The 415-nt window shown below is 69.6% G+C and carries 1 protein-coding gene; it reads right to left on the minus strand.

From position 1 onward, the window contains the following. Positions 1-415, minus strand: a 415-nt coding sequence (locus VR45_RS41695; protein WP_045945203.1) for an agmatine deiminase family protein, incomplete at its 5' end; no start/stop codon positions are given.

Genomic DNA, 415 nt, shown 5'->3' on the forward strand with positions numbered 1-415 from the left:
TCAGCCGATGGCGGGGATGTCGTGGGTGGCGCAGTGGATGCCGCCACCGCCGCCGGCGATCCCGTCGATCTTCACGGGGACGATCTCGCGGGTGGGGAAGTACTTCCTCATCACCTGCTGGGCGTGCTCGTCGGCCTTCTGGTCCCCGAACCTGGGCAGGTAGACGCCCTTGGTGCCGAGGTAGAAGTTCATGTAGGAGGAGACGAAGGCGTCGCCGCGCCCGGTGATCCGGTCGGGGTCGGGCTGCTGCAGCTCCACCACCTCCAGCTTCCGGCCGCGCGCGTCCGTCGCGTTCCTGAGCACCGATCGGGCCTGGTCGGCGGAGCGGGACCAGACATCGGCCGGGGTGCCGAGGAACGCCTTGTCGAGCACGACGACACCCGGCGCGACGAAGCGGACCAGGCAGTCCACGTGG

Origin of the sequence: Streptomyces sp. NRRL S-495 (assembly GCF_000966955.1) — a bacterium.
GTDB lineage: Bacteria > Actinomycetota > Actinomycetes > Streptomycetales > Streptomycetaceae > Kitasatospora > Kitasatospora purpeofusca.